25 protein-coding genes and 3 pseudogenes are annotated in these 25,159 nt (G+C 50.5%); 8 read left to right on the top strand and 20 right to left on the bottom strand.

Annotated features, from left to right (window positions below):
- The first annotated feature begins 113 nt into the window (after positions 1 to 113).
- Together ETR37_RS13635 and ETR37_RS13630 are read left to right on the top strand one after the other, a co-directional pair.
- Positions 114 to 242: a YfhE family protein gene (locus tag ETR37_RS13635; protein ID WP_013146323.1), complete on the top strand. Its 129-nt coding sequence runs from the start codon at positions 114 to 116 to the stop codon at positions 240 to 242.
- An 89-nt stretch (positions 243 to 331) separates the two neighbouring features.
- Positions 332 to 517, top strand: a complete 186-nt coding sequence (locus tag ETR37_RS13630; protein ID WP_011229952.1) for a YfhD family protein — start codon at positions 332 to 334, stop codon at positions 515 to 517.
- Between the two features lie 109 nt (positions 518 to 626).
- On the opposite strand, the gene ETR37_RS13625 is transcribed toward ETR37_RS13630, so the two are convergent.
- Entirely contained in the window at positions 627 to 1,457 is an 831-nt protein-coding gene (locus ETR37_RS13625) for a glycosyltransferase family 8 protein (RefSeq protein WP_129447391.1), read from the bottom strand.
- A 180-nt stretch (positions 1,458 to 1,637) separates the two neighbouring features.
- On the opposite strand from ETR37_RS13625, the gene ETR37_RS13620 reads away from it, so the two are divergent.
- The 3 genes from ETR37_RS13620 to ETR37_RS13610 all read left to right on the top strand — a co-directional run bounded on the left by ETR37_RS13620 (position 1,638) and on the right by ETR37_RS13610 (position 6,464).
- A complete protein-coding gene (locus tag ETR37_RS13620; RefSeq protein ID WP_015373962.1) occupies positions 1,638 to 3,650 on the top strand; it encodes a penicillin-binding transpeptidase domain-containing protein in 2,013 nt (670 codons plus the stop codon).
- Positions 3,651 to 3,971: 321 nt separating this feature from the next.
- The gene (locus ETR37_RS13615; protein ID WP_129447390.1) at positions 3,972 to 5,153 is read left to right on the top strand and encodes a CaiB/BaiF CoA transferase family protein; all 1,182 of its coding nucleotides are present in this window, start codon (positions 3,972 to 3,974) and stop codon (positions 5,151 to 5,153) included.
- 111 nt (positions 5,154 to 5,264) lie between these two features.
- Positions 5,265 to 6,464 carry an acyl-CoA dehydrogenase family protein gene (locus tag ETR37_RS13610; RefSeq protein ID WP_015373960.1) on the top strand — a complete coding sequence of 400 codons (1,200 nt, stop codon included), beginning with the start codon at positions 5,265 to 5,267 and terminating at the stop codon, positions 6,462 to 6,464.
- 84 nt (positions 6,465 to 6,548) lie between these two features.
- Here the strand turns inward: ETR37_RS13610 and ETR37_RS13605 are convergent, their stop codons facing one another.
- The 8 genes from ETR37_RS13605 to ETR37_RS13565 form a co-directional block, all read right to left on the bottom strand.
- Positions 6,549 to 6,866: a DUF3870 domain-containing protein gene (locus tag ETR37_RS13605; protein ID WP_011229948.1), complete on the bottom strand. Its 318-nt coding sequence runs from the start codon at positions 6,864 to 6,866 to the stop codon at positions 6,549 to 6,551.
- Positions 6,867 to 7,017: 151 nt separating this feature from the next.
- Positions 7,018 to 9,630 carry a DUF2309 domain-containing protein gene (locus ETR37_RS13600; protein WP_129447389.1) on the bottom strand — a complete coding sequence of 871 codons (2,613 nt, stop codon included), beginning with the start codon at positions 9,628 to 9,630 and terminating at the stop codon, positions 7,018 to 7,020.
- Complete coding sequence (locus ETR37_RS13595; RefSeq protein ID WP_129447388.1) at positions 9,623 to 11,125, bottom strand: NADH dehydrogenase subunit 5; 1,503 nt, start codon at positions 11,123 to 11,125, stop codon at positions 9,623 to 9,625. The genes ETR37_RS13600 and ETR37_RS13595 overlap by 8 nt, the downstream gene beginning before the upstream one ends.
- Before the next feature lie 450 nt (positions 11,126 to 11,575).
- Entirely contained in the window at positions 11,576 to 11,944 is a 369-nt protein-coding gene (locus tag ETR37_RS13590; protein WP_011229945.1) for a Na-translocating system protein MpsC family protein, read from the bottom strand.
- A 431-nt stretch (positions 11,945 to 12,375) separates the two neighbouring features.
- Positions 12,376 to 14,082: an ABC-ATPase domain-containing protein gene (locus ETR37_RS13580; protein WP_129447386.1), complete on the bottom strand. Its 1,707-nt coding sequence runs from the start codon at positions 14,080 to 14,082 to the stop codon at positions 12,376 to 12,378.
- A gap of 218 nt (positions 14,083 to 14,300) precedes the next feature.
- Positions 14,301 to 15,089 (bottom strand): MerR family transcriptional regulator, encoded by a 789-nt coding sequence (locus ETR37_RS13575; protein ID WP_129447385.1) that lies wholly within the window; start codon positions 15,087 to 15,089, stop codon positions 14,301 to 14,303.
- Positions 15,090 to 15,201: 112 nt separating this feature from the next.
- Complete coding sequence (locus ETR37_RS13570) at positions 15,202 to 15,486, bottom strand: hypothetical protein (RefSeq protein ID WP_015373954.1); 285 nt, start codon at positions 15,484 to 15,486, stop codon at positions 15,202 to 15,204.
- Between the two features lie 74 nt (positions 15,487 to 15,560).
- On the bottom strand, positions 15,561 to 17,018 hold the full coding sequence (locus ETR37_RS13565) for a protein adenylyltransferase SelO (RefSeq protein WP_129447384.1): 1,458 nt from the start codon (positions 17,016 to 17,018) through the stop codon (positions 15,561 to 15,563).
- Positions 17,019 to 17,211: 193 nt separating this feature from the next.
- Here ETR37_RS13565 and ETR37_RS13560 point away from each other — a divergent pair, with 193 nt between their 5' ends.
- The gene (locus ETR37_RS13560) at positions 17,212 to 17,613 is read left to right on the top strand and encodes a hypothetical protein (RefSeq protein WP_020754888.1); all 402 of its coding nucleotides are present in this window, start codon (positions 17,212 to 17,214) and stop codon (positions 17,611 to 17,613) included.
- A 494-nt stretch (positions 17,614 to 18,107) separates the two neighbouring features.
- Here the strand turns inward: ETR37_RS13560 and ETR37_RS13550 are convergent, their stop codons facing one another.
- From ETR37_RS13550 to ETR37_RS13525, 6 genes and pseudogenes are all read right to left on the bottom strand, one after another.
- Complete coding sequence (locus ETR37_RS13550; protein ID WP_223810869.1) at positions 18,108 to 18,305, bottom strand: hypothetical protein; 198 nt, start codon at positions 18,303 to 18,305, stop codon at positions 18,108 to 18,110.
- Positions 18,306 to 18,422: 117 nt separating this feature from the next.
- A pseudogene (locus ETR37_RS13545) lies at positions 18,423 to 18,656 on the bottom strand (zinc ribbon domain-containing protein); the annotation flags it as partial.
- 253 nt (positions 18,657 to 18,909) lie between these two features.
- The gene (locus ETR37_RS13540) at positions 18,910 to 18,990 is read right to left on the bottom strand and encodes a transposase (RefSeq protein WP_223810961.1); all 81 of its coding nucleotides are present in this window, start codon (positions 18,988 to 18,990) and stop codon (positions 18,910 to 18,912) included.
- A gap of 136 nt (positions 18,991 to 19,126) precedes the next feature.
- A complete protein-coding gene (locus ETR37_RS13535; RefSeq protein WP_020754885.1) occupies positions 19,127 to 19,774 on the bottom strand; it encodes an ABC-2 transporter permease in 648 nt (215 codons plus the stop codon).
- Positions 19,775 to 19,776: 2 nt separating this feature from the next.
- Positions 19,777 to 20,634: an ABC transporter ATP-binding protein gene (locus tag ETR37_RS13530; protein ID WP_033005464.1), complete on the bottom strand. Its 858-nt coding sequence runs from the start codon at positions 20,632 to 20,634 to the stop codon at positions 19,777 to 19,779.
- A gap of 1 nt (position 20,635) precedes the next feature.
- Positions 20,636 to 21,010 carry a GntR family transcriptional regulator gene (locus ETR37_RS13525; protein ID WP_033005463.1) on the bottom strand — a complete coding sequence of 125 codons (375 nt, stop codon included), beginning with the start codon at positions 21,008 to 21,010 and terminating at the stop codon, positions 20,636 to 20,638.
- A gap of 163 nt (positions 21,011 to 21,173) precedes the next feature.
- Here ETR37_RS13525 and ETR37_RS20810 point away from each other — a divergent pair, with 163 nt between their 5' ends.
- Complete coding sequence (locus tag ETR37_RS20810; protein WP_423219838.1) at positions 21,174 to 21,365, top strand: hypothetical protein; 192 nt, start codon at positions 21,174 to 21,176, stop codon at positions 21,363 to 21,365.
- A 181-nt stretch (positions 21,366 to 21,546) separates the two neighbouring features.
- Positions 21,547 to 21,855: pseudogene (locus ETR37_RS13515) on the top strand (IS1634 family transposase); the annotation flags it as partial.
- A 206-nt stretch (positions 21,856 to 22,061) separates the two neighbouring features.
- On the opposite strand, the gene ETR37_RS13510 reads toward ETR37_RS13515, so the two are convergent.
- The 5 genes and pseudogenes from ETR37_RS13510 to ETR37_RS13490 all read right to left on the bottom strand — a co-directional run bounded on the left by ETR37_RS13510 (position 22,062) and on the right by ETR37_RS13490 (position 24,831).
- Entirely contained in the window at positions 22,062 to 22,274 is a 213-nt protein-coding gene (locus tag ETR37_RS13510) for a hypothetical protein (protein WP_033008313.1), read from the bottom strand.
- 227 nt (positions 22,275 to 22,501) lie between these two features.
- Positions 22,502 to 22,738: pseudogene (locus tag ETR37_RS13505) on the bottom strand (type II toxin-antitoxin system death-on-curing family toxin); the annotation flags it as partial.
- Between the two features lie 173 nt (positions 22,739 to 22,911).
- Positions 22,912 to 23,064 carry a hypothetical protein gene (locus ETR37_RS19180; RefSeq protein ID WP_020754317.1) on the bottom strand — a complete coding sequence of 51 codons (153 nt, stop codon included), beginning with the start codon at positions 23,062 to 23,064 and terminating at the stop codon, positions 22,912 to 22,914.
- Between the two features lie 74 nt (positions 23,065 to 23,138).
- Entirely contained in the window at positions 23,139 to 23,450 is a 312-nt protein-coding gene (locus tag ETR37_RS13500; RefSeq protein ID WP_223810868.1) for a hypothetical protein, read from the bottom strand.
- A 511-nt stretch (positions 23,451 to 23,961) separates the two neighbouring features.
- On the bottom strand, positions 23,962 to 24,831 hold the full coding sequence (locus tag ETR37_RS13490) for a MurR/RpiR family transcriptional regulator (RefSeq protein WP_020754320.1): 870 nt from the start codon (positions 24,829 to 24,831) through the stop codon (positions 23,962 to 23,964).
- Between the last annotated feature and the right edge of the window lie 328 nt (positions 24,832 to 25,159).

Below are 25,159 nucleotides of genomic sequence, written 5' to 3'. Positions count from 1 at the left end.
AACGACCCAAGAATCCCACGCCCTTTAGGCGTGTGGAGTGTCAAGCATAAAAACGGCTGGTTTTGCGCAAAATGGAATTAAAGGAATATAGATGCAAAGCGAGGGAACAAGCGATGGCGGAAAAACGAAAACGCGAAAAAGCGAAGCATACGCTGACAAGCGCCCAAGAAGTAAGCTATGCCCGCGATTTTAAAATGGCGGACCAAGCGGGCGGCTATACGGCCAAAAAGGCGCGCCACTAGAAACGATTGCTATTTATACGCTGGCGCCGTCCATGCCATCCTAATGATTGAATCGTACGATTCACACTTCTCTATAGGGGGCATGGATGATGGGCCGTTCTCGCGGACAACGAACACGCGACAAAAACAAGGCGACTTTGCCGCAAGTGCCGAAACAGCTGAAATCTGACGGCATCGATGTGGAATACTCGGCAGAATTTGCCGACCATGAAGACCTTGAAGCACAGGCACGCGCTGCGGCAGCCGGCATCCGCCGGCAAGAGCGCAAACAGTAATCGAACATGGCGCCCGCTTTGATGGGGCGCCTTTTTCCTGTGAACCGCTTCCGCTTCGCTTTGCTTGGAGTGAGAGACTTTCTTTGTTCAACGCGTCTCTCAAGCCACGCTACACCGTCGCCTCGCCCTCGAGCTCCAACACTTGGCTGTACCGTTTGTAAAACCGCCCCAACTCCCCTTTGTAATGGTCTTTCCACGGTTTTTCCTTGCCGCAATAATGGATAAAAACGGTGTTTTCCTCAATCCAAGCTAAATCGTGTTTCGGGTTGGGCAAAAGCTGCAAAAAGTCATAATAGCGTGCGTCGTAGTTGTAGCGGTAGCAGTCGACCGGTTTAATTTTGTCCCAGTACAACCCGTTTAAGACGTCTTGGTCAGGAAGAACAAGCTTGAACCGGTTGTCGCGAATGAACTGGTAAATGTCCGCAAGCCGAACGTGTTCGCGCATCATCGCAATGTTCATCATCATCACACCCGTGTTGAAATACCCTTTCGCGTTCGGCGTTTTTAACCGCAACTTGTTGAACAAGTTTGCCACCTTCGTCGAATGGGTATGCTCAGCCGCAATGAACAAGTTCCCTTCAAAATCCATGTCATACAGCTCATCCATCGGGTTGATCGCCACAATATCCGGATCAAGGTACAAGACACGGTCGACATCTGGCGGCAAAAACAAATGCGCCGCCAGACGGTAATACATCTCCACCGTATAGTGGCGGAAAACAGGCGCATCATGAAACAGTTCTGGATCAACGTAAATCGGCACCAGCTCATGCCCCTGCCGGCGAACAAACTCGCCAAGCGCCTCAATCTCCTCCCCACTAATACGTGAATATAACAAGTAAAATCTGAATGGGCGGCGATTATGGCAAAATAATGAGTGCATCAACACTTTCAGCGGCGGCAGATAGTTGGCGTCTGTCGTCACTAAAACATGAAACATGCTCCATCACTTCCTTATCTCATCGATTCCCCTTTCTTTACAATTATATCTGAACACGGGCAAATGTTGCCCCCCTTTTGGCCTTGGACAGCAATGTTTTCCCATCATCCTTTTCGTTGGATCATATTTCCTGTCCATGATATAGTGGAAAGAGAACAGAAAAAGGGGGATTGGAAACATATGGGGAATGTTCGTTGGGTGTTGGCTCTCATTTCGTTTTTAGCAATCACACTTTTCTCCTGCAGCAAACCGCCATCGCCGCACGATGCATTAAAAACGTACACCTCCTACTGGACGAAACAGCAATTTGCGAAAATGTACGACATGCTCTCAGAAGAAACGAAAAAAACAGTCGGCAAAGAGCAATTTGTTGACCGCTATAAAAAAATTTACGGCGACATCCAGGTGTCTCACTTATCCGTTGCCCCAGTCCCTGTTCAAACTGATAAAAAAGACGGTGACAAAACGGAAATCTCCTTGCCGTTTTCCGTAAAAATGGACACAGTCGCCGGGCCCGTGCAGTTTCGCCACGAGGCAAAGCTTGTCAAAGAACAATCCAATGACAAAGAACAATGGCGCATAAAGTGGGATCCGTCTTATATTTTCCCACAGCTTGGCCCCAATGACAAAGTGCGGCTGAACATCACGCCGGGAAAACGGGGAGAAATTATCGACCGCAACGGCCAGCCGCTTGCCATGAACGGTACGGCATATGAGATCGGAGTAATTCCAGGGCAAATGGGCGACAATGCGGAAACCATCAAACAGAAGCTTGCCTCGCTGCTTGGCGTTTCGCCCGAAATAATTACAGAAAAGCTAAACGCGCCTTGGGTGCGTCCCGATTATTTCGTACCGATTCAAAAGGTGTCGAAAACTGATAAGCGGGTTGAGGAAGCTCGCCGCATCCAAGCCGTCGCCGTTAAAGAAACGCCCGAACGGGAATATCCGCTTGGCGCAGCAGCCGCTCATTTAGTCGGGTATGTGGGCACGATCACGAAAGAAGAATGGGAGGCAAAGAAAGATGAAGGCTACTCGCCAACCTCCCGGATTGGGAAACGCGGTCTTGAGGAGCTTTGGGAAGGGCGACTGCGCGCCCATGACGGAGCCCGCCTTTATATCGAAAAAGCGGACGGATCGACCGTGACCATCGCAGAAACAAAGCCGAGAGACGGCGAAACGATTGCGGTAACGATTGACGCCAAAGTCCAGCAGGCCATTTACCGCGAAATGAAAGGTCGCGCCGGCACAGCGGCGGCCATCCATCCGCAAACGGGAGAAATTTTGGCACTTGTCAGTTCCCCGTCGTTTGATCCAAACCGGTTCGTGCTCGGCCTTTCATCATCGGAATACGCAAAATGGCAAAATGACCCGCTCCGCCCGCTCGTTAACCGCTTTGCTGCGACCTATGCACCGGGATCAGCCATCAAACCAATTATTGCCGCCATCGCTCTTGAACAAGGCGCCATCACGCCAAAAGAAACAAAAACGATTCACGGCCGACGTTGGCAGCCGGATCGTTCATGGGGCAACTATTTCATCACCCGCGTCCACGATGGACCGGAGCGCGTCGACCTGACCAAAGCCCTTGTTTACTCTGATAATATCTACTTTGCCATGGCCGGCCTCGAGCTCGGCCCGGAACGGATGGAGTCCGGCCTTCGCTCATTCGGGTTTGGAGAAAAGCCACCATTTCCGTACCCAATTCCGGCGTCGCGTTTTTCCAATAGCGGGAGCTTGAAAACGGGACCACAACTGGCCGATACTGCCTATGGACAAGGGGAAATGCAAATGAGCATTCTTCACCTTGCCGCTGCCTACACCCCGTTTGTAACGGGAGGTGATTTGCTTCAACCGGTGCTCGAAAAAGGCCAACCGAAAACCGTCTGGAAACAAGGCGTCATCTCCAGCCAGACAGCCGCCATCGTCGCCGGCGATTTAGTCCGTGTTGTCGCTGATCCGAACGGAACGGCTCATGATGCTTACATCAAATCTATTCCGCTTGCCGGCAAAACCGGGACCGCCGAGCTGAAGCAGGAAAAAGGAACACAAGGAAAGGAAAATGGTTTGTTCGTTGCCTACCCGGCCGACCGCCGTGATCTGTTGCTTGCCCTGTTGATCGAAGGGGTGGAAAACGACGGCGGCAGCCGCTACGCCGTCAACGCAGCGAAGCGCATCTTTACTTCCCTCCGCTAGCCGATTAAGGCTGGCGGATGTTTTTTATACAAGTTAGATTATTTACAATTATCAAACAATATTTTATAATAAATGTATCGAGTCGTCTCCTGCCCGCTTCACCGCCCGGCAGATCAGACGGCTGGCATCACTGTTCATTGACTTCGCTACCCGTCACGGCAGCATTCATCGCTATGTTTGCCTTCCATATTATTGAAAAAGAACTGTGCGGCCTGACGGCATTTCCGCGCCGGAATGCCTTCTCAGTCCGTTCAAGCCGGTTCCTGTCTTTACCTTGCCTGGGAACCGGCTTTTTGCATGTCAGGAAAGGGGGGGAAACGAATGGCGGGAGCGCTTGATGGCGTGCGCGTCCTTGACTTGTCGCGCGTATTGGCGGGCCCGTATGCGACGATGATTTTAGGCGATTTAGGGGCCGATGTCATCAAAATCGAAGCGCCGGGCGGGTCGGACGACACCCGGTTTTGGGGGCCGCCGTTCCAAAATGGGATGAGCGCCTACTACACGGCCGTCAACCGCAACAAGCGAAGTGTAACCGTCGATCTAAAAACAGAACAAGGGCGGGAAACCGTTCGCCGTCTGGCGGAGACAGCCGATGTCGTCATCCACAATTTCAAAACCGGGACGATGGACAAATGGGGGCTTGACTATGAAGCGCTGTCCCGCCTCAACCCGCGCCTCATCTACTGCTCGATCACCGGGTTCGGCGAAACCGGTCCGCTCGCTTCGCTTCCCGGCTACGACTACATCATTCAGGCGATGAGCGGCTGGATGAGCATCAACGGCACCGCGGACACCGGCCCGCTCAAAGTGGGAGTGGCCGTCACCGACGTGTTTACAGGGTTGTATGCGGCCATCGCCGTCGAAGCGGCGCTTTTGGCTCGTGAAGAAACGGGGCGCGGACAAAAAATTGATTTATCGCTCTTTGACTGCGCTGTCAGTGCATTGGTGAATGTGGCGGCGAACTACTTAATGTCAGGTGACATTCCGCAGCCGCTTGGCAATGAGCATCCGAACATCGTTCCGTATTCAACGTACGAGGCAAGCGACGGTCCGATCGTCATCGCCGTCGGCAATGACCGGCAATTTCAGGCGCTTTGCTCGCTATTGTCCGACCGCTCGATCGGGTCTGACCCGCGTTTTCAGACAAACCCAGGCCGCGTCGCCCATCGGGACGAACTAAACCGGCGGCTGAATGAAGAAATCAAGCGGCGGACGCGCGCCGAATGGCAGCGCCTTCTCGCTGAAAAAGGGATCCCGTGCGGCCCGGTGCAAACGATGGACGAACTGTTTCGCCATCCGCAAACCGACGCGCGTCATATGACGGTCACCATGCACCACCCAACCGTCGGTCCGCTGAAACTTGTCGCCAGCCCGCTCAAGCTGTCTGGGACACCGGTCTCCTACCGGCTGCCGCCGCCGCTCGCCGGCGAACATAACAACGAAGCCGAAACCAGGTGGCAAAACGATCCAGAAGCCGAAGGCAACGATAACGAATCGCCATAACCAACGCGAAGACAAAGTTTCTGGAAACGGCCGGCTGAACGCCCGCCAGTGCACTGGCATGCAATGGAAACCGCCTTTACACAACAACGGATGCATAGGGGGATGGAAACGATGATGAACTTCGACTTTACACCGGAACAAGAAATGCTCCGGCAAACGGTGCGCAAATTCGTCGACAAAGAGATCATGCCGTATATCAAAGAATGGGACGAACGCGGCGAATTCGACCGCAACATTTTCAAACGGCTCGCCGAGCTCAATTTAATGGGAGTGTGCATCCCGGAAGAATACGGCGGCATGGGCATGGACTACAACTCGCTTGCCATCGTCTGCGAAGAGCTTGAGCGCGGCGATACGGCGTTTCGCACCGCCGTGTCGGTCCACACCGGACTCAATAGCCTCACTCTTTTGCAATGGGGAACTGAGGAACAAAAACAAAAATACCTTATCCCGCAAGCCCGCGGGGAAAAAATCGGCGCGTTCGGCCTCACTGAACCAAACGCCGGCTCGGACGTCGCTTCCATCCAGACGACAGCCGTCCGCGACGGAGATGACTACATTTTAAACGGACAAAAAACATGGATTTCCCTCGCTGACATCGCTGACCATTTTCTCGTATTCGCCTATACGGACAAATCGAAAAAGCACCGCGGCATTTCCGCCTTTATCGTCGAACGGACGATGCCCGGCTTTTCGTCGCGCCCGATTAAAGGGAAACTTGGCATCCGCTCTGGCAATACGGGCGAGCTGTTTTTTGACAACGTCCGCGTCCCGAAAGAAAACTTGCTCGGGGAAGAAGGCGAAGGATTCAAAATCGCCATGTCAGCGCTTGACAACGGCCGCTTCACCGTCGCCGCCGGCGCGGTCGGCCTCATTATGGCATGTCTTGAGGCGAGCGTTAAATACTGCCACGAACGAAAAACATTCGGCAAAGAAATCGGCCGCCATCAGCTCGTCCAGCAAATGATCGCCCGCATGGAAGCTGGTTTGCAAATCAGCCGCCTGCTCGTTTACAAAGTCGGCTTTCTCAAAAACGAAGGCCGGCGTTGCACGAGAGAAACATCGCTCGCCAAATGGATCGCCTGCGACTACGCGAACCAGGCGGCCGACGATGCCGTGCAAATCCATGGCGCCTACGGCTATTCGAACGAATACCCGGTCGAGCGCTACTTGCGCAACTCGAAAGCGCCGGTCATTTACGAAGGAACACGGGAAATTCATACGATCATGCAGGCCGAATATGTGCTCGGTTACCGCCAAGACAAACCGTTGCGCAAAACGCTGCCGGCATGGCGGCCGGCTGAAAACTGAATCACCAACGAAATCATGGGCGGCCAAACCGCTGACCCGCACCAAAACGCCGCTGCCCCCCATCAACCGATGAGGGGCAGCGGCTTATGGCTCTTTCTCCTCCATTTTGCAATATTGTTTGTACAAATCTTTTAGCGCCGCGCACAGAGCAGAATGGGCTTTCCCTAAATACCCTTCGTCAAGCTCGGCGAGCAGACCGTCGATGCCATCGCGCAGCGAATGGCCGCGAAGCAGGCGGGCCACGTAATCGCGCCCATGTTCAGTAGCCAGTGTGCACGATGCCTCCACGATCACCCCGTATTTTTTATCAATTTCCGCTGTGATCGTCAGCGTATCGTAAAGGCTTTTCGCCGCCATTCCGGCCGGCAGCCGCGCATGACCGGCGATAAACTGCGTTTTCATCCGCTTTCCCTCTTTCCTCGTCTTTCCTGTTGCTGTTATACCAGCTGCTATCTTATTTCGCGGCGTGCATCCATTTTCCCTGCCTCGTTTGGCGGTCAACGAAAAAAAGCCGCCGGCCAGACAAACCCAGCAAGCGGCATATCGTTGCTTTTTAGCGCTGCTGCACCGACGCAAGACGGCCTGCCTCCCAGTTCACCCACGCCCCGCTGTCTGGGTCAATCGAGGCGAGACGGAGCCAGCCGTTTTGGACTTTGCGCCGAAATTCGCTGTTTTCATCGAGCAACCGCTCGATATAGGAAAACGGCGCTTCAATGATGACGAGCAACCGAAGCGGAGAGTGGAACCACTCACGGTCAGATGCGGCGACGGACTGCCACGGCAAGCCGGCTAGCAAGTCGCTTCCGTTCCCTTGCATGACGCCGATGCCGCCGGTCACCGTCTGGGTCGTTTTGTCGCCGCTTCCGTAATGATGCGGTGCCACTGTCGAAGCATAATATTGCAAGTTGATCCACTGCCCAACCGTAGCCGGCCCAGCGATGATGCCGGCCAGCGCCTCACCGGTCGGATCTTCGCGCCAATCGTAGCTATGCAAAAACACCCGGCCGTCTAAATGAACGCCCTTTGTCAACGCCCGCCGCCCAATCAGGAAAGCGGCGTTCCCCGCCAATCCCCACTCCGGACGAATTTCACTCCAGTCGACGGCGCGCCGTTGCGCCTCCGCCACCGGATCGCGCGGCATGGCGCCGACATGCGGCAGCTTCGCCATCCGCTCAGCATTGGCTTGGCGGCTGACGTCGGCAAGCGCTTGTTTCAGCTGTCGAAACGCCGCCTCAGCCGCTTCGGATAACGGCGGCACTTCCACCCAACGCAACTCGTCAACGGTCGTGATATGTTCAGCGGCGACGAACACGGTCTCATCCGGGATGATGATTCCCTCTTTCGCCAATCCATCCCGCACGTGCGGTAAGTTGGCCAACGCGGCGAATACGCGGGCGTTGAACGCCCCAGCCGCGCCGCCGCACGCCCCGCAATCGAGCGCGGACGCATACGGGTTATTTGTCGTCTCGCTCTCATGGCCGCAGACGACGACAAGCGGGGCAAATGAAGACGTCAGGCCGATGTTCACGAGAAGCTGTTTTACGTATTGCACTTGCTCTTCTTTTGTCAACCCGATCGGCAGCCCAGTCGTTTCGTCATGCCCTTGGCAATCAAGCGACAGCGTCGTCTTCGGTTTTTGTTGCGCCGACATTTCCGCCTGATGAATGGCTTGCCCGGCCCAAGCCGGCGCCGCGCTGCGGGCGATCGTATGCAAACCGAGCCACGGGCCGCTCATTTCCGGAAGCAGCAAACCAGCCAGCAGATGCTGCTTGATTTTTTTAAACGTCCGGCCGACAAAGCGGAACAGATCGCGCCGCCGGCGGTACGGCGCCGCCGTTTCGGGAGAAGCGGTTTCGTTGATTTCATGCCGCGGCGCCACAATCGCCGGGCAAGATGGATGGGCGTCATCTCCGTCAAGCACGCGCGTTTGGATCGGCAAGCCGAAAAAGCCAGCGCAGCCGTACGTTTCAAACGGGCCGACCGCCTCTACATGACGGCGGAACGGCTCGGAGCGCACATCAATGCAAAACAATAGCTGCGCTGCCGCCTGCTCTTTTGGCTCCTCAGGTTGACGGGTGAGAACCGCTTCTTTCAACTTCGCTTCATACGTATCTTCCCACGCCTCAAGCCAAAGATGGCGGCGGCCAATCCGCCAGAACCGATCGGCGAACACCAGACGAGCTTGGCGGTCTTCGAGCGACAGGCGCCGCCAGTCGTCCAGCGTCATGCCGCCCCAGTGGATCCAGGCGGCCAACAGCGGCCCAACCGCACGATCGTCTTCGTTTTCTTCCTCCTTCAGCGGCAGATGGGGCGCTGTGAACACCCACTCCAGCGACAAACGAACGGCCAAGTAGTTGATCAGCCCGCCGATTTCGTCACCTGCACGGCGCGATTGCCAGACCATCATCCCCGCCCAGCCGGGCAGAGCTAATAAATGCGCTTCTAAATAGGCCACGGCTTCCTCATCCTGCACCCCGAGCTGCTCAAGCGCCCGTTGCAGCGCCTCCTCTGGATGGTGAGGCCAATCGAAAAGCCGTTTCCGCTCCTCCTTGGACAAGGACGGATCAAGAGGCGCCAAACGACGCCAAGACCCGTAAAAGCCGTGTTCACGGTGCGGCAGCGCCCACACCGCCTCTCCCCGATCGTAAAACAGCTTGCACCATTTGATCATTTGTTGATTCAACCGCTTTTCCAAACCAAGGCGCACAGACCGCGTGCGGATGGAAACAGAGCGCAGCGGCATAGCGGCGGCCAACTCGATCAGTTTCGGCATCTGAAGCGCTTCTTCGGGCACCGCATCGTTCCAAAGGAGGGCGCGGCATAGCCGTTCCGCTTCATGGCGCGGCGCAGGAAGCGGCTCGTCATCCAACCATCGTTGCAGACGCCGCTCGATGAAGGAAACGTCAATCTCCCCTTTGGATAGCGCCGCATGAAAAACGGCCATTGGCGGATACAAGTCGATGCCGTAAGCTTCTTGCAGCCGGTCAGCCGCGTCGACAAACGACTTGTCTTCCATCCCCATCCACGGATGGCGGGCGATAAACGCAGAAATCGGCCAAAGCGGAGCGATCACCTTCGCCGCTTCGCTGACGATCGCCTCGAGCGGACAAGCGGCTGCTTTTTTTGCCTCCGTTGACCGTTCAAGTGATATGACGCTTCTACTCATGAGCCATCCCCTCCTTTAGATAGGACGCCAAATAACGCGGGTGTGCTTCGGTCGCCGCCGGACGCGGTTCACCAAGATGAACAAACCACATGTACAGGCGAATGGCAAGCATGGAACTGCGCCGGTTCGCGATCCATACAGCAACCAGCGCCGCGGCAACAAACAGAGCGCAGACCAGCCATTCGAACGAAGCGGGCGGCAAAAAAGCGGACGACATCCCGTTATGAAGCAGCGCCATAAATTGATGGCGCACCGTTTCGGACACCAACGCCAAAGCAACGACAACCGCAAAGCCCAGCCAACGGCCTTCGCGAAAATCCGTAAGCCGTCCCCAGGCAACCGTTGCCGAGGCCGCAAGCAAAAGCGCGCTCAACAGCCGGGCCGGTTCGTGCGGAGCCGCCTGCCAAAACGCCCACCCAAGCAGCACGCCGAGGATGATGCCGCCCGGCCACGAACTGCCTGTTTTTCGCAATCCTGCCCGACCGACTCGCGGCACGACGGACCCGGACTGCAAAAAGAGCGTCGCTTTAAACAACCCGTGCAGCACTAAATGCACTACTGCGGCCCCGTAAGCGCCCAGGGCGCATTGCACAAGCATGACACCCATTTGCGCCATCGTCGAACCGACAAGCTGGCGCTTATAGTCGACGTGAACTAAGCTGATGCCCGTGCCAATCAAAATCGAGGCAAAAGCGATCAGAAACAGCGCCACATGCGCCCATGTTTCGTGAAAAAGCGGAGAAAAGCGCCAAAGCAAGAGCCCCCCAGCGTTGACAAGACCGGCATGCATCACCGCTGACACCGGCGTCGGCGTCACGGCTGATTCCATCAGCCAGCGATGAAACGGCCATTGCCCAGCTGGAATGACGGCAGCCAACATGAGCAATCCGCTCATCACCGCCCTTTCCCATAGAGCGAGACGAGCTAAACGTTCCGCCGACAACGCCGAGACGAGCGTCCATTCACCGACTCTCGCCCCAAGCCAAACAGCGGTGAGGGCCACAGCAATCCAACTTGCCAAAAACAGCATGCCCATCTGCCGGGCAACGAACTGAGCCGGCTCCCATTCTTTTTTCAACGCGGTCAACGCCACAAGCCCCACAAGCGGCAGCCCCCAGCACACTGCGATCAACCGCAAGTCGCCGGCCGCCCACGTGAGCGAAGCGGCAAACGACGTCCATGTCAAGAGCGAGAAATACAGCCGATAGCGGCGGTGGCCGTGCAAATAGCGAACCGCAAACCGTTGAATCGCCCAGCTGAGAAGCGAAATATAAACGGCGGACAGCCAGCTCGTCGCATCAAACCGCCACGGGCCGATGTCGACCGCGCCGGCGCCGATCCATCCGAATAGCGCCGCCGCCCCCGGCAACAGCAACAGCCAAACGTGCACATGCACATATCGTTCCGACACGCGCGGAAACAGCCACACGATCGCGCTTAGGAAAACGACCGCAATCGCCGCCAGCCATCCCCATGCGAACCATTCGTTCCCCATTGCCATCTCCTCCCCTCATCTGCTTGCACATCGTTCGAGAGAAAAAAGAAAAAACCGGCTATGTCAATCAGGCAAAACGGCCGAAAAAGGCCGTTCCATTGCCTATCGATTGCCCATAGCCGGTTTACCTTCAACCAATCATCGCTCGATTGTTTGAAGATCTCCCGTTCGTTGTCGCGCGGCAGGCGACGGTCGGTTTCCCTTCAACGAACCTAAGCCCACGTAGGTTTTTTGAAGGGCTCCCGACAGCATCGTCCACTATTTTATTCTATATAAGTTGCAATAAAGATTTTCCGATTGTTCGATTCTGTTTTCCTTCATAACAAGTCATTTTGATAGAATGCAGCGGGCGCTCTACTGGATGTAAAACAAAGTTTCAACTTATATATACTTACTATACAAAAGTTGTTTCAATTATACAATAACTTTGTTGATTTGTCATGGAAAAATTTATTTTGTCAACTGTTTCTCCAAATCGTTGAACAGCTTAAAGACAATAATCCGCTCACCCGTTCGGGTGCTTAAATCGGTATGAAAGCTTTTTACTTTTTCACCCGTGATTTCCAAAATCATCTTCTTCAAATCATCGACGCCCGATTCCACCAAACTCGTCCGCGACCGTTTCACCGCCAGCATCCCTTCCTTCGATTCACAAAGAGCGTACTCAGCAGGCGTCAGGATGCCGTGCAAAGAAACAATGATCATATCGCGCAAAATATCGGTTTTCACTGACACCGAGCCGCGGCCGAGAAAATCTTTTTCCCATTTCGTCAACGCTTTGCTGATTTCCGATTCCATCCAACCTTTTGACTTGTTCATGCCCTGATCCCCCTAACCAACCCGCGGCTTCTCGCCGCCATCCGCCACGTTGCACTGATAAACATTATTATAGCCGTAATTGGTGGATAGCGCTAGAGCAAAATGGGCAAGGCGCCGACAGAAAGCGGATTCATTCGCGTTTTGCCAGAGGCATGAGGCATCGTCTATTGGAACAAGTGCAGCGGCCCCGCACCGGTCGCGCCTGGGTCGATACCGGCACACGGCCGCCCCTGTTGAAACAAGAGCATCCGTTGTTCCGTTGGCCAGCAGGGAAACCAAACGCCCTTGCCGCACATCCTGTGACCCTATTTTTTGTTGCAACTGGGAAAAACAAAAACCAAGCCATTCCTCCTCCCCAATAACCCCGTCATCCAACCTGCGCGGAAACGTCGCCAAGAACAAGCAAACCGGCTTTCTCCTTTCCAAGCTGGCTACTGCTTTATACACCGGAGCGACCGCAGCCGGTTCAGCGCCGCCGCCAGCTCGAAGCGGCGCGGGCGAGCAAGTTCACCCGGATTCCCTTTTCGGAACGAAACGGAGCCTAGCCCTTGACGGTCCCATTGTTCTTCGATCGCATCGAGTAGTTGGCGGATGGTTTTCTTCCCGTCGAGCCATCCTTTTCGTTCCATATACAGCAGCGCCGCGGCAATCGCCCGAGTCTGGCTGTCATCGACCAGCTGCTCAAGCGCATAAAGCAATAGATCGGTTTGCCCGTACTGAATAACGTGCCGTCCGCGCGCGACGGCTTTTGCTTTTTTTCCTTTTTGGCTGTTCAAACTTTCGGGCAGCGGAATGCGCTCGTGAATGCGGCCGAACGACTCTCCGCCTTCCGCTTTCCGTCCCGACGGCATCTCTGCAGCGATCCGCTTCGCCTCCCCGGTCACATCAAACGGGACGTACTGCTCCATTTTGATCACGCAATCCGCGATGTCCAAGTAATCCCCCAACCCGCCGACGACAAGAACCGTCGAAATGCCGTAATCGCGAAATAGTTGACGCGCCTTGTCGATATACGGCGTGATAGGTTCGGCTTCTTTCGCCACGAGCGCCTGCATGCGCGCATCGCGGATGAGCAAATTCGTCGCGCTCGTATCTTCGTCAATCAAAAACGCCGATGCCCCGGCTTCAATCATTTCAATCATGCTCGCGGCCTGTGAGGTGCTGCCGCTCGCGTTTTCCGTCGAAAACTGCGTTGTCTCTTTGCCGTACGGCAACGCGCCAATGAGCGGCGAAATGTCAACACTGGCGACGCTCCGGCCGTCTTCGGCGCGAATTTTCACCGCCCCGCTGTCGGTGATGACAAACTCCCGCCCGTCGCCGGCGATATGGTCATACACGCCGTGCTCTAACGCCTGAAGCAGCGTCGATTTGCCGTGATACCCGCCGCCGACAATAAGCGTAATGCCTTTTCGGATGCCCATGCCTTTGATCGGTTCAGCGCGATGCGGAACGGGGATCGCGATCTCCAGCTCCGGCGGGCTTTGAAACGGCACCGCTCCACGTTGCAGCGGCTTGTCGCTCACTCCGCTCTCCCGCGGCAAAATCGCGCCGTTTTTGACAAACGCCACCAAACCATGCTCGCGCAAATAACGGCGAATGGCGTGCTGCTGATCGGCCAGCTCCACCGCCGGGCGGATGTCTTCTTCCCGAAGGCCGTACACCGCTCGCTCAATGACGGATGGAATTTGCTCGAAAAAGATGGCCTCGGCTTCTTTCGCCAAAATGCGCCGTCCATTCGCCGGCAAACCGACCGATAAACAAACCGTAATCGTCTCGTCAGCCACTTGCACCGCCGTCCGCTCGAGCACTTTTTGCCCCGGCGCATCAATCAAGACGAGTCCACTTTTTCCCGACCCGCGCGCCCGCAGCGGCCATTGCCGCAATGCATGATGGATACGGCGCGCTAGCACATCTTCGCAGCGGACGCGCCGCGGTTTCGTATTCGTCCACTCCGCTGCCAGCGCTGTTTTCGCCCGCGGCACGATCACCCGCACCTTGGACGGCTCAGCGAACGGATCGCCTTGTACATGGTCAATCGCAAGCGTAAACATTGGAAATCGATATGTACCTTCAATCGCTTTATACGCCTTATAGCCTTTTTGGTCGATCGACCGCAGCCGTTGTCTCAGCGTTTCCATCCAACCATCCCCTTTCTTTTCCCTTCATCTTTCCACGGACACCTTGAAATTGGAGGCAACTCCATGAATGCCCCATAGTCCTGCGTGACACGTTCATCATCATGTTCAACCATTGTGCGCCCCTATGCACCATTTTGATTGTACCGCAAACCCATCCCCTTCATCCATCACCAGCAAAAACAGCGGCCCGCCTATTTTTAGAACGAGCCGCCTGCTGCTTAACGATTTTTCATCCCTGTATAAATCAAAATCGCTTCTTTGAGAAATTCCGCCGCCCCCGGGTGGACGCGGTCATAGTACGCTTTGAACCGTTCGTCCTCAACATATAGGCGCGCCAACCCGGCGTGCGCTTCTTTAGAATAATGATCCCACCAAAAGCTAAGCCACTGCCGATGCAAGGCAACGGCCCGCTGCGCCTCCTCTCCGGCCGGGTCGCCGGACAACATCGCTTCTTTCAATGCCTCAAGCACGTCCTTGCTGAGCTTCTCTGCCTCATCAAACTGTTCCTTCGTCATGTTCCGCAGTGTTTCGTTTGAGCGATTCACTTGTTCCTCCCCATATTTTTGCCGGATTTCCTCCCCATATTTCTGTTCATTTTCTTCAATCAGCCGCTCCTTAAACGCGGCGAATTTCTCCTTGTCGCTCATCATCATTCCTCCTTCTTTCGCGGCAATCGTTTTTTCAACACTCGCAATCAACGCATCAAGATGACGCCGTTTTTCCAACAGCTGCTGGCGGTGCTGTCTGAGCGCCTTCAGTTCATCGAATGACGGAGAATGGACGATCTGTTTGATCGTTTCCAAATCGACGCCAAGCTCACGGTAAAAGAGAATTTGCTGCAAACGATCGACTTCGCGCCGCCCGTACAGCCGATACCCGGCTTCGCTCAACCGCGCTGGCTTCAGCAACCCAATCTCGTCGTAATACCGAAGCGTCCGGCTTGTCACCCCCGCCAGTTTCACCAGCTCATGCACCGTGTACTCCACTTCCTTCACCTCCTTATTCATGACGATACACCTTGACGCAACGTAAAGGTAAAGAGGAAAAAAGAAAAAAGGGCTCACGACCAGCCCCTCATTGAACAATCGCTGTTTTATTTGTTAAAAGCGATGCCTTTCATCAATTTTTCCTCGTTTTCTCGATATGCGGCATCTTCGTTATCACAATCGAATGGTTCAAATCGACGTTAGGCAACAGCTGCGGCTCGCTCGTTGTTTCCATCGCCCCTGCTTGTTTCACATGAGGCGAAAGCGGCTCGCCAACCGAATCGCGGATGATGATACGCTGGTGAAATGACGCATATCGTTCCTTTGTTTTGTCCGTCCCGTCCCATTGCAAGGGAAAGAGGACAGCACATACAACCAATATTCCCACCGCGGCCAACAGAAGAACATTTCGCTTCACTTAACCACCTCCATCCAAATTAGACGATGCAAAAGGCGATCTCGTTTCTCCTTTGCCGCTAAACAAAAACGCCATCACGTCCCGCAAAACGTCCGGTACGGGCGGGCGGACGGCGGGGGCAGTTCCGCGTATTTCTCTTGCTCCCGCGAGTAGGCGTACGGGTCGGCCAGCGCTTCCAAGAAACGCTCCATCACGCTGTAGTCGCCGCAGTTGACCGCGGCGGCCAACGCCTCTTCAACCCGGTGGTTGCGTGGAATCACAGCCGGATTATGGCGGCGCATCCGTTCATACGCTTCCTCTCTTGACACCGATTCTTGGCTGAGCCTCGTTTGCCAGCGCTCGTGCCACTCGCGAAACTCGGAAGCATCAAAGAGCGCCATTCCGGTGTACTCGCCTAACGTCAACGCCCGGAACGTGTTCGTATAATCAGCGCGGTGCGCCTCCATCAGCCGCAATAAATCCGCAATCAGCTTCTGATCTCCTTCCTGCTCCTCGGCAAGGCCGAGCTTCGCCCGCATCCCGCTAAGCCAATGGTCGTGGTATTGCTTCGGATAGTGGTCAAGCGCCCCTTGGGCAAGCGCGATCGCTTTTTCTTCATTCTCATCAAGCAACGGCAACAAGCTTTCCGCAAACCTTGCCAAATTCCAGCCCCCGATGTACGGCTGGTTTCCGTACGCATACCGCCCTTGCGTATCAATCGAACTGAACACCGTCGCGGGGTCATACGTATCCATGAATGCACACGGCCCATAGTCGATCGTTTCCCCGCTGATCGTCATATTGTCCGTGTTCATCACCCCGTGGACAAAGCCGACAAGCTGCCATTTCGCGATCAGTTCCGCTTGGCGTTCGATCACTTGTTCAAGCAAAAACAAATAGCGGTTCTCATCTTCCTCAAAGCCAGGAAAATGGCGCCAGAGCGCATAATCGGCCAGAGCGCGCAACTCCTCTATCGTCCCCCATTGCGCCGCGTATTGAAACGTCCCGACGCGCAGATGGCTCGAGGCGACACGGGTCAACACCGCCCCAGGCAATTCCGTTTCGCGCATAATCGTCTCTCCCGTGGTGACGACCGCAAGACTTCGCGTTGTCGGGATGCCAAGCGCGTGCATCGCCTCGCTCACAATGTACTCCCTCAGCATCGGCCCAAGCGCCGCCCGCCCATCACCGCCGCGCGAATACGGCGTCCGGCCCGAGCCTTTCAGCTGGATGTCCACCCGCTCGCCGCTTGGGGTGACGTGCTCGCCAAGCAGCACCGCCCGTCCGTCGCCAAGCATCGTAAAATAACCGAACTGATGCCCCGCATACGCCTGCGCCAGCGGCTCAGCTCCGTCTGGAATTTTGTTTCCAGCTAAAACGACCACCCCATCTTCACTTCGCAACGCTTCCTCATTCAGCCCAAGCTCTGCGGCCAGCGAACGATTCAACACCGCAAGCTTCGGCGCGCGCACCGGCGTGGGGAGGACGTTGCTGAAAAAGCGCTCCGGCAGCCTTGCATAACTGTTGTCGAACTTCCATCCTGCGTCCAACATCGTCATCTCCTTTGCGGCCAAAACAGCCTTTTTATATGAGTTTATTGTACGGCAAAGCGGGCGGCATGATAAACCGAAAACGCGCGATCCTAAACCAAAAACCGAACCGTCAACGTTCGACGAAAACCACCATATTTTCTCTTTCTTTCTCGCCCCGTTTCTTTGTATAATACCTGTGAGGAGGTGAGAAAAAGTGGAAGAGAAAACAATCATTCAAGCGGTGCTTCAAGCGCTCGAACAGCATTCTGACAAAATCAGCTCGAAAATGCAGGAAATGGAGCAACGACTGCATCATGAAATGCAAACGATGGAACAGCGACTTCACCATGAAATGCAAACAATGGAGCAACGACTCCGCAGTGAGATGCAGGAAATGGGACAACAGCTCCGAGCAGAAATCCGTGCTGTTGAGACTCGGCTTGAGGCCAAAATCGACTCCCTTCGTGAGGAAATGCAACAGATGAACAGACAACTGAACGAACGAATCGACCACCTTGAAGAAGAATTAACAGACACGCAAACCTCGGTTGAAGTGTTGACGACGAAAGTGCTCCACCACGACCGGAAGCTTCGCCAATTGGCTAAACAAGCATAACTCCTCTTAGTCGGCAATTTCCCTGTCCACCGCAAGCCCATTCGAGAGGATGCAAAATGTGAGGATCATTATGCGACGTCGCTTAATTATGGTTGAAAGGCCGAGACGTACACAAAGGCAGGTTCTGAGACGTTCTGTGAACAAATAAGACGGTTACGAATCACGACTGTTGAGAAAAGAAAACAAACCTACAAACAAAAAATTCCACCGGCCGTTTTATACGTGCTTATATATTCTTTTAACATTTGCAAGTATTCTTGAGAGTCCACAGAGCCGCCCATTGATCGAACCCACGATGACGCCAGGCGGCTCCCTAATTCAGGACTGTTGACCATTAGCAACAATCCAATGAGAGAAAGAACAAGCGAAACAAACTTCATTCTGTTTGAGTCTTTGAAAATATTCATTTTGAGTGCCTCCTTATCCGTCTAGGCCAGTTGAAGCATAAAAACAGAAGCAAGTTCCACAGGAAAACTTACTCAGATAACAAAACATTACTCATAGTAATAAAAACATACCCCTACAGGTTTAGCAGCATATCCATATCCTACTTTAGAATCCCATCCGATAAGCGGGTCGTACCAAACATCAACGTTATAAACTTTGTAATACGGTCTAGCAATGATGGTATAGGTTTTTCCTGCTGGAACTTGAATTTGATCAGTGTCTGTAACTTCATAAGATTTTGTCACAGTGACATACTCCCACCACCTGCGCTTCGCTTAATGGTGGGGGCTTCTCGGGTAATCCCATCTCATGATGGGAAGTTGACCGAGCAATCCCCGTGTGCCCCACGGTTCGAGGACAAGTTAGACTACCGCTAATCGTTTCATGCCCTCCTGTTTGATATTGATGGCCGCATTGACGTCCCTGTCGCTCTCGAATCCGCATTTACAGCGGAATATACGCTCAGAAAGCGATAGAGACTTCCTCACTTTGCCATAGCACGAACACGTTTTCAATGTTGGAAACCATTTGTCGATTTTGATCAGTTTCTTCCCCTGTTCGGCCAACTTGTCCTGCAGGAAAGAGGTGAACATGCCTCAGCCAACATGCTATCACCACCCCTTAAAACAATATACGGTAACAGCATGTCCCTGATTGCTTTTAATTATAATCGATCATGATCTCAAACGCCACGGAATTGGCCGAATCGTTACGTAAAACTCACAAAACTTTACAAGAGACTTACAGACGTTTTCTTCCTTATTCATAGCGCCCAGCTTCACCGAAGCTCCTCCCGTTTGATTGACGCTCCGAATACCTCACGTCGCGTGTCACTCACGGTATCAATCGCTATGCAGGATATCTCGAAAAATTGATACTGGCGTTTCGGTCTCTGTCCATTTCAAGTCTACAAGCATCACATCGAACTATCCGTTCAGACAGCTTTCACGATTTTTTACATACCCGCATGCACTGCACATTTTCGATGATCGATGCCATCTATCGGCTTCCATCCATTCGATCTATCATCGCACTTAACACTTCCACGAGAGCCTCTACTCCAACATTAAAATTCACGTTTTTTATAAAACTGTAACGAAAGCAAAAAGGAAATCGTCAACAATAAAATCATCACCGCTATAATGATTACCATCACTTCAACTTTAGAAAGATGATAAAGATAATGAACTACATTTTGAATAAACGGATAATTAACTTGTTCAAAAAATTTTGGAACAAGCGCAAATGTGCCAAAAAATAAAGCAAAACTCACCAATCTAGAGTGAATAAATCCAACTTTAAAAAATACCGGAAAGTAAATGCTGTTAATAAAAATGACAGCACATAACGCAATTATTATACTTTCGAGTGAAACATTGTGAACTTGAACGGAAGGATTTATCATTTGCAGTATATACGCAATCACTAGGTAATACGCAATAGCGATGACAGTAAAAACAAATATAGAACAATATCTTGCCATAACAACAGTTCGCCGTGTCAAAGGAAAACTATTTAACAAAATATCAGCTTTATTTTTATCGTCATGCGCACATGCTGATAGTATTAGGACATAATTCACCGCAATAATACTAATAAGAAAAACGACTGCGCTATCTTGTTTTAGAAATATCATCATCACTATAATATAAATTGCGGCAAATAAAAGTGTTTTCTTAAGAAGCAGTATATCTTTCAATATAAGCTGAAACATTGTTACATCCCCCTTTGAAAATACACGATAATATCTTCCAGAGAAGGCTTATCCACAATAATTTTATCTCCTAATATTCTTTTTATTTTTTGCTTATCTTTCGTTAACGCCTCAAATCCAAATTGATTTTCTTTAACGCTAATGAAAAGCGGCTGTATACTACTATGTAATAGTTCCTTTGGCCCTTTAACAAGCCCGTAGTTTTCAAATATTTCGTCTTTTGTACAAGAAAATATAATGTTCCCATCATTGATAAATGTGATGTAATCCGCGATCTTATCTAAATCTGAAGTAATATGCGTAGAAAAAAACACGCCCCTGTTTTCGTCTTGTATAAATGAAGATAGTATATCAAGTAGTTCGCTTCGAATAATTGGATCAAGCCCTGAAGTTGGTTCATCCATTATCAATAATTCAGCATGATGAGACAATGCGATTGCAAGTGAAAGTTTCATTTTCATCCCTTTCGATAAATGTTTAATTTTCTTTTTTAAAGGTAATGAAAACTCTTTTATATACTTATAAAACAACTTGTCATCCCAATTTTTATAGAAAGGCGCGACCACTCTTTTCACTTCGGATATGGTTAGTTCATCATAAAAATAGTTTTCGTCAAAGACAAATCCGATCCGTTCTTTTATTTCTTTCTCATATTTCACATTATCCAAGCCAAAAACTTTAATTTCTCCCTCATCTTTATGAATAAGGTTCATAATAAGCTTAATCGTTGTGCTTTTTCCCGCGCCATTTGGACCAATAAACCCCATAATATATCCTTTTTCGAGAACAAAACTAATATTTTTTAATGAAAAACCCTTGAACTCTTTCCGTAAATTTCTGACTTCTAAAACAGGTGACATATTATCCCTCCTCATAAATCACTTTCAATATTTCCTGCATCTCTTCCAATGTCAAGTTAATCGATTTCCCCGCTTCGACTGCTTCTGTTAACTTTTCCTCGATTATCTTTAGCTGGCTTTCTTTTAATAATTCTTTGTTTTGCGCTGCTACATATGTTCCCTTTCCTTGCACCGTAACAATATAACCTTCATTTTCTAATTCTTGGTATGCCCTTTTGGTCGTAATCACACTTATTTGCAGTTCTTTTGCCAAAGTTCTTATAGACGGCAGCATTTCATTTTCCGCCAACTCTCCCTTTATAATCAAGTTTTTTATCTGTTTGACAATTTGTTGATAAATAGGTTCATCTGATGAGTTAGATATAATAATATCCATTGCTATCACTCATTTCTTTTAAATAAAAACAAGCAATACTGTATATATTGAGTATACACAGTATTATTTGTTATGTCAATGGCGATTGATTGTCGCGAGTCTATGAACAGCTGAGGCAAGCGAAGATCGAAGACGATGGATGTACGTGGCGGATTCCGCTGCGATGACGAAGGACACGCTGGCGCAAACGAAAGCCGCCAACGCCTTTTTGATCACCAGAGAGCCGTCGTCGCTATACATCGTCAAAACAGTGCTTTCGGAGACGGAAAACATCCCGGTTTGTCCTCGTCACGACCGTTCCAAAGGAATGGAAGAGTCAACCCATGGATGCCCAAGAGATCTTGAAGCTGTATAAAGGGCAGATCACGGTGGAAATGAGCTTGGCTTTTTTGAAAGACCCTTTTTTTCACGGATGAGATCTATATAAGTTGAAACTTTGTTTTACATCCAGTAGAGCGCTCGCCGCACTCTATCAAAGCGACTTTGTATGCAGGAAAAACAGAATCGAACAACTGGGAAAATCTTTATTGCAACTTATATATGTCAAAAAGCCAGAACGAGTGGCGGTGTTGGGTGATTTGTTTTTTCTGGTCTTGGCCATTTACCGCGTCTTCCAGCGCCGGGTGCGTCCGTTCATCACACCCGAACGCCCATTACAGGGCGTAGGAGGCCGGAAATGGACCCGACCAACCGGACAAACGATTTTTCAATTGTTTTGGTATGTCAGAGTCGTCCTGTTGGAACGGCCGGATGGGCAAATCCAACACAGGCTGGGGAAACCACTCACCCCTGATCAGCGAAGGATTCTGCAAGGATTAGGGATGGATGAGAGCATTTACGTGTAAAGGTCATACGGAACGACTAGCTATGGTAAAAAAAGGATTGCCATCGCTTGTTGTGTTGGTCAAAAAGTTATTCTGAAAAACTAAATAAAAAATCCTTTGTTTCTACCTTGTTAGGGTGCGAAATGTGAGATTTCACGAGGCCTTAAAAAATAAAACTGACAGCCATGTTGACATGACTGCCAGTTTCAGAAACAATTCCCATCCATTTAGAAGTGTTGATCATCCCTTGTTGTTGGATCACTGATGCGATTGTCAGCCTCCGGAATGGCATCATACAGCGCCGGGTCAATATCATGAATGGAGCCGTCAGCCATGGCTTTGAACACCTCGTCTTCGCGCCCAAACGAATCCATCACCTTCGCTTTCGCATATTTAGCCTTCGGATCCTGTTCGTCGTGAGCAAGCTGGAGATGCGCCACGGTCGTTCCATCTTTGTTTTTGCGTGTCACCTGTCGTATGTTCGGGAGGGGGGCGAAAGGTGAGTCAAATGAAGTAGCGTCCCGCTTCAACCCAAGTCTTTCACGTTATCATCATAACACCTCTAAACCAAAACGTTGTGCCATCTTTTTGCCGAAATGGCGCCTTTATTGATTTTGTTCAATCAAAAAACGAGCAGCCGGTTTCTTATTTCATCCTTGGAAACCGACTACTCTTCATTATCCTCTCCAATCGATACACGTGAGTTCTTTGATAACCAACTTGCCAATTTCTTCTGACATACTTCCTTTTTGGCAACTTTGATACACATTTCAAATAATTCATCATCCGAAACAATTAACTCATAGCCATTCTTCATTAGGAAAGAATATGCAGCCATCACCACTGTTCGCTTGTTACCATCTGAGAAATAATGTCCTGTTGCTATAGCTATCATATAAACAGCAGCCTTTTCAAATTAAGGAAGGATACTGTTCTTCTCCGAACAAAATTGTGAATGGCTTTTGACATACATATTCAATCATGCCAGGGTCTTTTTCCCCAGGTAACCCTCCATAGCGACGCAACATCTCATCATGGATGTAGCGCAACTCTTCAGGATAAAGTCTTTCTATCATCTCAGTTTTTAGCTAACTTTTCTAGCGCTTTATCATAGCGCTTAATCCCTTGTTTTAAAATGGATTGAATTTTACGTGTATCGATGTTCTTTTTCTTCTGATTCAATTCTTTCTGCAACAGGTCCATTTCTTCTTCCCTCTTCCAATCGTACATGCTATCACCACCCCTAAAACAATATACGGTAACAGCATGTCCCTGATTACTTTTAATTATAATCGATCATGATCTCAAACGCCACGGAATTTGCCCAACCTCCTGTTCTTCATAAACATCCACTTGCCCATTCCATGCATTTTATCTTTCGGTTTGCTTCGAATAATGCTGGATACATCCACCGTCGTCAGCTTCCGATTTCCGATCCGATAGCTCTTTTTGTTGAGTCCCTGCACTACTTTCGTGACGCTTTCCAACTGCACATACAAATACACCGCTTCTTCTTCCGTCGTTGTCGATATGTAGCTTTCAATCATCTGAATGTATTCTCGCAAATATTCGCCCGGTGGACGAAACGGATCGCTATGGCACAAGCGTTTCTCCAACAAGAGACGGCCTAACTTTTTTTGTCCGCTGGAGCCCTTTGAAGAGAAAACCTGCCGGATTCGGCGAAGCGAACCCTTGACCAACCGAACACCACCAAAAGTAAAATGCGGTAAAGGCAAGGGCAGCTTTTTGATTACCTTCTTTTTTGTCCCCGTCGCCCTTGACGACTCTTTCTCGCCTTTGGCGGGTGTTGGTCAAGGGCGAATCCGGCTCCAAGGATGTCTCGCGACGCTCAATGAGATGGCCTGTGTGGAGTTTTCATAGAACTTTTGACGCTACCCTGTTTAGCTCGTTGAATACCCGTTCAATCTCGCGGTGAAGTCAATATATCGAAATAAGGATGTTAAAAGTGGATCCATTTCATAAGACCATGCATGTTCTTTGTTTAAAATTGGAAATCATGATGGTGTCCACCTCTTGGTAGTTGGTTTTGGTCACTGTATATGATTTACAAGGTGGTGGATCTTTTTATGTGCATTTATGCATCATTATGCGTTTTGCAACACGTTCTTAATAAGAAAACAGCACATTCTTTTCGATTAGTGTCTTTTCGAGCCTTTTAAATTTTTTAATTGATTCCTCTGATGACCGTTTACCAATTTCAATTACCAATGCCTCTATCAACGCAACAAGGGGAACTATTGAAAAATGTTCTTTGCTAACTTCTACTCTCAGTGTCACAGACGCGCATGAAATAACCGGACATGAAATATAGTCAGTGATCAATATAATATCATTGCCTAACTCATGGGCTAGTTTTACCGCTTCGATAACCCGGTTAGTATATGGTTCAAATGCAAAAGCCACTAAAATCTCATCTTTTTCAAATTGCAAAATCCTATCATAAATAACCTCCGTATCATGACTTAGTTGCCTTATCTTTGGATAAAATTCTCCAAGCAATTGTTCAAAATATAATGCAGTTGCTTTGTAAGGCCGGGTACCCAACACGTTGATATGGCTTGATTTTTCCATGAGATCAATCGCAACCCCAAAGTTCTCCATTAAACTAGAGTCCAAAGATTTGTTTAACAAATTTACCGATTCATTCCAAACTTGTACTAGGGTGGGGGCTTCCCCTCCCCATTTTCTAATATCTTCAATGGATTTTTTTAATGTCCACTTTGATTCGAAAGAGAATGATTCATCGTAGAGATCTTTTCGCAAGTCATTAAAATTTTCGTAACCTAAGGCATTGATTGTTCTCATTACAGTTGAGATCCCAACTTTGGCATTATTGGCAAGTTCTTTAATTGTCATCAAGCCTATTGATTGATAATTTTTTAAAATATAATCACATAACTGTCTTTGTTTTTTTGGCAAGGACTCTTTAATATGAACTATTTTATCAATTGTTGTTTTTGAATTATCTAATTCCATTTATATCCCTCCTCGTTTCCTTATCAATGATCTGTCAACATTGTCGATCTACCTTGAGTCCATTATATAACATGTTCAAAAAAAACCTAATGAAAACTCTATTTCGATAGTTTTGAACCCATTTTCGCAAATGACAAGGGACAAAATGGTTCGCCCCATCGTGGGCAGACTCTCATGTCATGATCACTACGCCAAAAAGACAAAAAACGGTATGTAAACGGACTCTGCTCCATAACGGATCAAGAGTTCCCGTATACATACCGTCACACATTGGCTTAATCAAAATCATGGATGACTAGATTACCTTAATCCAAATAATCACATAATT

It is taken from the genome of Geobacillus sp. PK12 (genome assembly GCF_004123125.1).
Lineage (GTDB): Bacteria > Bacillota > Bacilli > Bacillales > Anoxybacillaceae > Geobacillus > Geobacillus zalihae.
Note: the sequence above shows the minus strand (reverse complement) of the source record. Positions and strands in the feature narration are given on the sequence as shown.